Source organism: Streptomyces sp. ATLC9 (assembly GCF_057196705.1).
Genome location: NZ_JBXUOY010000247.1, coordinates 1 through 7,683, shown reverse-complemented (window position 1 = coordinate 7,683; position 7,683 = coordinate 1). Strand labels below are relative to the sequence as shown.

The following is a 7,683-nucleotide window of genomic DNA, read 5'->3' as shown; positions in this document are numbered from 1 at the left end:
GCGCCCCCCCCCCGCGCCCCCGCCGCCCGCCCCCCCCCCCCCCCCTCCCCCCCCCCGCCCCCCCCCGTGCCGGGACGTCCCGGGCTCAGAGCGGACTCTCCGCGTTCCCCGCCTGCCGGCCGGTCTCGCCCGAAGCCGCGGGGCGGAGGCGCTCGTAGCAGTCGTAGTTGCGCTGGGCGATGATCTTCCCGTCGCGGAACTCGAGGAACGCCGCGACGTGGGCGCGCAGCACCTGCCCGGCGGCCAGGTCGCCGAGGGGTACGGCCAGGGTGCCCGACCAGGTGGCCTCCAGGGCGACCCGGTCGCCGGCGGCGACCGCGTTTATCACTTCGAAGTGCTGGTCGGTGAGCAGCGTGCGTCCTTGCCGCACGGCGTCGACCAGGTCCGGCAGACGGCGGACGGTGCCGTCCGGGAAGAGGAGGTTGGGCAGCTGTGTGTGGACCGTGTCCGGGTGGAGGAAAGCGGTGAGTTCCTCGCCCGCGGCGAAGCGGGACACCGCCCGGTGGTAGCGGACGGCGGTGCGGACATTGGGGTGTTCGTGGAGCTCCGGCATGTAGTCAACCATAGTTGTACAACTTCAGTTGAGCAACTGAGGCTGTCCAATGGCAGAGTGAACCCATGGAGCAGTCACCCGACCCCCACGACCTCGACACCGGCACCCTCGCCCTCTTCGCGGGCCTGGCCGCCGCCTCCGCCGTCCAGGACGAACTCGCCGCCCGCGGTTTCCCCGATCTGCGCATGTCCCACGGCTACGTCTTCCAGCACCTCGTCCACGCCCGGCCCACCATCGGCGACCTCGCCGAGAAGCTCGACATGACCCAGCAGGGCGCCTCCAAGGCGGTCGCCGAACTCGAGCGCCTCGGCTATGCCGAACGCCTCCCCGACCCCCACGACGCCCGCGTCCGCCGCGTCACACTCACCCCCCGCGGACACGAAGCCGTCACCGCCGCCCGCCGTGCCCGGGCATCACTGGAGGAACGTCTCCGGCAGCGCTTCGGCGCCACGGCCCTCGACGCCGCCCGCACCCTCCTCACCGACCTCCTCGACGCCCTCGGAGGCACCGCGGCCGTCCGGCGCCGCGAGGTCAGGCCGCCCCGCTGACCGTGTCGGCCGTCAGTACCGTCGCACCGCACCCGGGGGCCCGTCCGGCATAACATCACCGGGAAGGCATTTCCCGGCGGGTCCCCGCGCCGGCCGGTCGGCGCGGGGAACGGGGCCGGGCACGGACGACGACTGGTGGGGGAATCCACAACGATGACGGCCGAGACGTTCGAGTTCCAGGTGGAGGCCAGCCGCCTCCTGCGGATGATGGTTCACTCGATCTACTCGAACAAGGACGTGTTCCTGAGGGAGCTGGTCTCCAACGCCTCCGACGCGCTCGACAAGCTCCGCATCGAGGCGCTGCGCGACGATTCGCTGGGGGCCGATGTCTCCGACCCGCACATCGAGATCGAGACCGACAAGGACGCCCGCACGCTGACCGTGCGCGACAACGGCGTCGGGATGTCGCGCGAGGAGGTCGTGGGGCTGATCGGGACGATCGCCAAGTCCGGCACCGCGGAGTTCGTCCGCAAGCTGGAGGAGGCGCAGAAGGCAGGGGACGCCGGGAATCCGGCGGCCGCGGAGGCGCTGATCGGGCAGTTCGGCGTCGGCTTCTACTCCGCCTTCATGGTGGCGGACGAGGTCACGCTGCTGACCCGCCGCGCCGGGGAGTCCTCGGGCACCCGCTGGATCTCCACCGGCGAGGGCACCTACACGATCGAGACGGTCGGCGACGCGCCCCAGGGCACCTCGGTCATCCTGAGGCTCAAGCCTGAGGACGCCGACGACCGCCTCTTCGACTACACGGCCCCCTGGAAGATCAGGGAGATCGTCAAGCGCTACTCCGACTTCATCACCTGGCCCATCCGCCTGGTCGAGGCGGGTGCCGAGGAGGCGGGGAAGGACGCGGACGGCGGGAGCGAGGGCGGCGGGAAGTCCGAGCCGGAGGCGATCAACTCCCGCAAGGCCCTGTGGGCCCGGCCCCGCGGCGAGGTCTCCGACGAGGAGTACCACGAGCTCTACAAGCACATCAGCCACGACTGGACCGACCCGCTGGAGACCATCCGCGTCCAGGCGGAGGGCACCTTCGAGTACCAGGCGCTGCTCTTCCTGCCCGCGCGGCCGCCGCAGGGCGTCCTGACCCAGGACCGGCGGGGCGTGCAGCTCTACGTCAGGCGCGTCCTGATCATGGAGGAGTGCGAGGAGCTGGTCCCGGCCTACCTGCGCTTCGTCAAGGGCGTGGTCGACGCCCAGGACCTGTCGCTGAACATCTCCCGCGAGATCCTCCAGCAGGACCGCCACATCCAGCTGATGCGCCGGCGGCTGGCCAAGAAGGTGCTGGCCACCCTCAAGGAGATGAGGACGGCCAGGCCCGAGAAGTACGCGGACTTCTGGCGGGAGTTCGGCGCGGTCGTCAAGGAAGGGCTGATCAACGACCCCGACAGCCGCGACGCGATCCTGGCCGCCTCCTCCTTCGCCTCCACCCACGACGCGGAGAAGGCGACGACGCTCCAGGAGTACGCGGAGCGGATGAAGGAGGGCCAGGAGCACATCTACTACCTCACCGGACCCTCCCGGAGCGCGGTGGAGAGCTCGCCGCACATGGAGGCCTTCCGGGACAAGGGACTGGAGGTGCTGATCCTGACCGACCCGGTCGACGAGGTGTGGGTCGACGCGGTGCCCGACTTCCAGGGCAGGAAGCTGCTCTCGATCGCCAAGGGCGAGGCCGAGCTCGGCACCGAGGAGGACAAGGAGCAGGCCGAGGCGGAGCGGGAGCGGCGGCGCGAGGAGTACGCCGGGCTGCTGGAGTGGATGACCGAGCGGCTCGGCGGCGAGGTCAAGGAGGTGCGGCTGTCCTCCCGGCTGACGGTCTCGCCGGCCTGCGTCGTCTCGGACGCCGACGACATGACGCCCGGCCTGCGCAGCATGTTCCGCGCCATGGGCCAGGAGGTGCCCGAGAGCAAGCGCATTCTGGAGATCAACCCCGGCCATCCGCTGATCACCGGCCTGCGCGGGGCGCACGCGGAGAACGCCTCCGCGCCGGACCTGGAGGGCATGGCCGAACTCGTCCATGGCATGGCGCTGCTGGCCGAGGGCGGCATGCCCGGCGACCCGGCCCGCTTCACCCGGCTGATGGCCGAGCGCCTGGAGCGGTCCCTGTGACCGGCCGCTGACGGCCCGGGCGCCGTGACCGGGGCGGCGGCCAACGCCGTCCCCGGTCACGGCGCCCTCACTCCCGCCGGCCGACGACCTCGCAGGTCAGGCCGTGCTCGTCGATGCCCACCAGCGCTGTGTCGCCCGTGCGCAGGGCGCCGTCGAGGATCAGGTCGGCGAGACGGTCGTCCAGATGGGTGCGGACGGTGCGGCGCAGCGGGTGGGCGCCGGAGTCGGGCTGGTAGCCCTGGTTGATCAGCCACTCGCGGGCGCCGGCCACCAGCGCGGCCGGCGCCAGACGGACGATCCGGCGGCCTTGCGGCCGGAGGTCTCCCGGATGCCGGTTTCCCGGGACGGGCGCCGTCCGGCCGGTTTCACCGCGCGCGTGGCGAACCGGTGAGGAATATGCCCGTTTCGGGTTTCCGAATCCGCCCGCTATTCGGTGCGGATGTTCCGAGGACAAGGAATCCCGGGAGTGGAGGCCGCCCCGGGAAAGCGAGAAGTAGCAGGTCAGGGGTGATCTGTTGGGGAATTCGACGGTGCGTTCCACGGGAAAGGCCGCGGTTCGGCTGTTCTCGCAGGTGCCCGCACGACTCTTGACCCCCTGAATGAAACGTTGCAATACTGACGGACCCAGAAAGCGCTTACTGCACTTTTCTCGCGATCTTCCCCCGTCCGGACGGCCCCCGGTCCGGCCCGGCGTGAGCGGCCCCGTGCCGTGTGCGGTGAGTGTCCCCCCACGAGAAGGAGTCCACGATGAGAAGCGGAGTCACACCCTCCGTCAGGAGGCGCGGGCTCACCGCGGTCGCGGCCGGCGCCCTGGCGGCGGCCATGCTGGCGACGGCGGCGACCCCGGTCGGGGCGGCGGAGCCCCGGGCCGGGGCCGACCGTTCCGGACGGGCGGCACAGCAGGCGCACAAGTCCCGCTCCGCCCAGACCGCGCCGGCCGCCGCTGCCGCCTGCGGCGAGGGCTCGTACCAGGCCGAGGCCGTGAGGAACGGGAGCACCTGGACCGCGCGCCGGGGCGGCAGCACCGTCTACACCGGCGGCAGCATGCGCGACGCGATGCAGGCCGCGATCGGCAGCCTGACCCCCAACCGCTCCTACAAGGAGCGCGTGGTGGTGCGGGGCTCGGGCTCGATCAGCGCCGGCACCAGGGTCTCGCTGCCGAGCAACACCGCCATCGACGTGTGCGGCACCATCGATGTCACCGGCTCCGGCTCCGGCGACCAGGCACCGATCTACTCCCGCGGCACGACGAACGTCGAGGTCGGGCATCTGACCGTCACCGGCCGCCCGCTGTACGGCATCTTCATGCGCAACGTCGGCAATGTGCTGCTCGGCCGGATCGACCTGCGCCTCTCCGGCGGTCTGGGCATCCGGATCGACAACCACGGCGACCGCTCGTCGCGCTCGCGCGACATCCGCATCGACGACGTCCACGTCTCGGGCACCAGCAACCACGGCGTGGAGACCTACGGGGTGGACGGGCTGACGATCGGGACGGTGACCGCCCGCAACGTCGGCTACTCCGGACTGCTGCTCAACGACACGGTCAACGCCACGGTGGGGAAGGTCGACGCCGACAACACCGCCACCGGCACCGGTTACGCGGCGTTCCGGATGGCCAACCGCAACGGCCGGATCGGCAGCGGCTATCCGACCAACATCCGCGTCGGCGAGGTCATCGCCCGCGGCGGCGGGCGCGGGGTCTTCTGCGTCTCCGAGAGCGGCGGCGCCGTCATCGACCGGGTGACGCTGACCAACACCGGCAACAACGCCATCCTGATCGAGAACTGCTACAACGTCACCGTCGCCTCCCAGGGCGGCACGGTCAGCGGCGGCGGGGAGGTCAGGCTGGCGGCCCGCAGCGAGTTCCCGGGCAACAGGGACATCACCCTGCAGAACCTGACGCTGAGCGACACCTCGCTCAGGGAGAGCCCCTGCGGCACGAACATCACCTACCGCAACCTCACCCTGAACAACACCGGCCGCAACACCTGCTGAGCCGGCGGAGTCCGCGGCGAGGAGCCGCACGGCGTCCTCCCGCCCCGGAAGCTGGGCGGGAGGTCGCCGCCGTCCGCGGTACGAGCGGCCCTCCGGGCCGGGGGCGGGGGGGGGGGCCGCCGCGCCCCCCCCCCCCCCCCCCCCCCCCCCCCCCCCCCGGCCCGCCCACCCCGCAGAGGAGCACCGTGACCCACACCGCCGCGGACACGCGCTACGACGCCATGCCCTACCGACGTGTCGGACGCAGCGGGCTGAAACTCCCGGCGATCTCGCTGGGCCTGTGGCACAACTTCGGAGACGACAAGCCGCTCCAGACCCAGCGGGCGATCCTGCGCCGCGCCTTCGATCTGGGCGTCACCCACTTCGACCTGGCCAACAACTACGGTCCGCCCCCCGGCGCGGCCGAGGCCAACTTCGGCCGCCACCTCGCCCGCGACTTCCGCCCCTACCGCGACGAGCTGGTGATCTCCACCAAGGCCGGTTACGACATGTGGCCGGGCCCGTACGGCGAGTGGGGTTCGCGCAAGTACCTGCTGGCCAGCCTGGACCAGAGCCTGAGCCGCACGGGCCTGGAGTACGTCGACGTCTTCTACTCGCACCGCTACGACCCCGACACGCCCCTGGAGGAGACCATGGGCGCGCTGGACACCGCCGTCCGGCAGGGCAAGGCGCTGTATGCGGGCATCTCCAACTACAGCCCCGGGCAGACCCGCGAGGCCGCCCGCATCCTGGCAGAGCTGGGCACCCCGCTGCTGATCCACCAGCCGTCCTACTCGATGTTCAACCGCTGGGCCGAGGACGGCCTGCTCGACGTGCTCGACGAGGTGGGAGCCGGCTCGATCGCCTTCTCCCCACTGGCCCAGGGGCTGCTCACCGACCGCTACCTGTCCGGCATCCCCGCCGGGTCCCGGGCCGCGGGCGCCAGCCCGTTCCTGTCCGCGGAGGGCATCACCGAGGAGACGCTGGCCACGGTCCGCGCGCTCGACGGCGTCGCGCGGCGGCGCGGCCAGACCCTGGCGCAGACGGCCATCGCCTGGGTCCTGCGCGGTGGGCGCGTGACCTCCGCGCTCGTCGGCGCCAGCAGCGTGAAGCAGCTGGAGGAGAACGTCGCGGCCGCCGGCAACCTCGACTTCACCGACGACGAGCTCGCCGAGATCGAGAGCCACCTCGCCGGCCGGGCCGGTTAGGGCGGGCCGTCCCGGGCTCCCGGCAGCCGCCCGGAGCCCGGGCCCGGGAGAGGAGCGGGGCATGGCCATCTCCGTGACGGTGTGGACCGAGTGCGGGCCGGACGACGCGGAGATCGCCGCCGTCCACCCGGAGGGGACGCACAACGCCGTCGCCGACTCGCGCCCCCCGACCCCGACCCCGTCCCCGGCCCGCGCCTCAGCGTCCGGCCGACAGCCGGCCCGTCGCCAGGCCGTCGCTGATGTCGCGCGACAGGCGCGAGGCCAGCTCGTCCAGGCGTCCGCGGTACTCCTCGAACTCCGTCAGCCGCCGGAACACCTCGCTGTAGCGCGACTGTTCGGCCGGCGGTACCTGGAGCACCTGGAGCCTGCGCACGTCCACCCGGGAGGCGCTGGAGGCGTGGGTGCCCGCCTGGCGGCCGTTGGAGGGGGCGCGCAGACAGCCCGCGAGGAACCAGGCGTCCATCTTCTCCGGGTCCACGCGCAGCGCGTACAACTGGGCGCCGAGCACGGTGGGCGGGCCCTGGTGCACCCAGGCGGCGAAGGCGCGGATCACCCCGGCCACCACCACGTCGCCCGGCATGGCCACCAGCGCACCGCGGCCGGAGATGTCCGAGGGGTGCAGCCAGCCCGTCGGCCCGCCGCCCCGGAGCAGGTCCGGCACGGTCAGCAGGGGCATGCCGCCCTCGTCCGGCTCACCGCCGCGGACCGTCCCCTCCGGTGGCTGCCGGCCGCCGCGCAGGGTCAGCGCTCCGGCCCGGGCCAGGTCGCCCACGGTCGTCCTCGGCTGTCCGCCTCCACCCTCCCCGGCCGGTTCCAGGGCGGACAGCGTCCGCCCCGCGGCGCGCAGTCCGTCCAGGGCCTCGCCGAAGCCGCTCCAGGCGCTCTCCGGATCGAGTTCCTCGCCGCCGGGCATGGGGGAGACATGGCGTCCGGGGGTGAGGTCGACCTCGTCGTCCAGCAGTTCGATGACGGTCATACGCCGGGCGCAGTCCGGCAGTTCGTCCGCCCCGCTGCCGTAGGCGCGCACCGCGGTCCGTACGAAGTCACCCAGTGCGTCCCAGTCCACCCCGCCCTCGCGTCCGGCCGCAGCCCGCAGGGCGGCCGCCGCGTCGGCGAGCAGGATCCCGTTGTCCTCGGCGGGCCCTGTGCCCTCGGGGGCGCTCAGCAGCCACAGGTGCAGCGAGACGCTGTGCGGCTGCGCGCAGCCGGGGGGCAGGGCGATGACGGCGCGCAGCAGTCCGGCGCGCAGCAGCGCGCCGCGGATCCTGCGGCCGGCGCGGCGGGAGGCGACGGC

7 protein-coding genes are annotated in these 7,683 nt (G+C 72.7%); 4 read left to right on the top strand and 3 right to left on the bottom strand.

The features are described from left to right. Positions 1–85: 85 nt before the first annotated feature. Positions 86–553 carry a nuclear transport factor 2 family protein gene (locus AC2CJA_RS21335; RefSeq protein WP_484604288.1) on the bottom strand — a complete coding sequence of 156 codons (468 nt, stop codon included), beginning with the start codon at positions 551–553 and terminating at the stop codon, positions 86–88. A 65-nt stretch (positions 554–618) separates the two neighbouring features. On the opposite strand from AC2CJA_RS21335, the gene AC2CJA_RS21330 reads away from it, so the two are divergent. Continuing rightward, positions 619–1,101, top strand: coding sequence for a MarR family winged helix-turn-helix transcriptional regulator (locus AC2CJA_RS21330; protein ID WP_484604287.1), 483 nt, complete (start codon positions 619–621; stop codon positions 1,099–1,101). A 153-nt stretch (positions 1,102–1,254) separates the two neighbouring features. After that, positions 1,255–3,204, top strand: coding sequence for a molecular chaperone HtpG (gene htpG, locus AC2CJA_RS21325; protein ID WP_484604286.1), 1,950 nt, complete (start codon positions 1,255–1,257; stop codon positions 3,202–3,204). 67 nt (positions 3,205–3,271) lie between these two features. Here the strand turns inward: htpG and AC2CJA_RS21320 are convergent, their stop codons facing one another. Continuing rightward, the gene (locus tag AC2CJA_RS21320; protein ID WP_484604285.1) at positions 3,272–3,475 is read right to left on the bottom strand and encodes a hypothetical protein; all 204 of its coding nucleotides are present in this window, start codon (positions 3,473–3,475) and stop codon (positions 3,272–3,274) included. A 476-nt stretch (positions 3,476–3,951) separates the two neighbouring features. Between AC2CJA_RS21320 and AC2CJA_RS21315 the strand changes: the two genes are divergently transcribed. Further along, positions 3,952–5,202 (top strand): right-handed parallel beta-helix repeat-containing protein, encoded by a 1,251-nt coding sequence (locus tag AC2CJA_RS21315; protein ID WP_484604284.1) that lies wholly within the window; start codon positions 3,952–3,954, stop codon positions 5,200–5,202. A gap of 185 nt (positions 5,203–5,387) precedes the next feature. Then, positions 5,388–6,389: an L-glyceraldehyde 3-phosphate reductase gene (gene mgrA, locus AC2CJA_RS21310; protein ID WP_484604283.1), complete on the top strand. Its 1,002-nt coding sequence runs from the start codon at positions 5,388–5,390 to the stop codon at positions 6,387–6,389. 196 nt (positions 6,390–6,585) lie between these two features. Here the strand turns inward: mgrA and AC2CJA_RS21305 are convergent. Further along, positions 6,586–7,683, bottom strand: a 1,098-nt coding sequence (locus tag AC2CJA_RS21305) for a restriction endonuclease subunit S domain-containing protein (RefSeq protein ID WP_484604282.1), incomplete at its 5' end; no start/stop codon positions are given.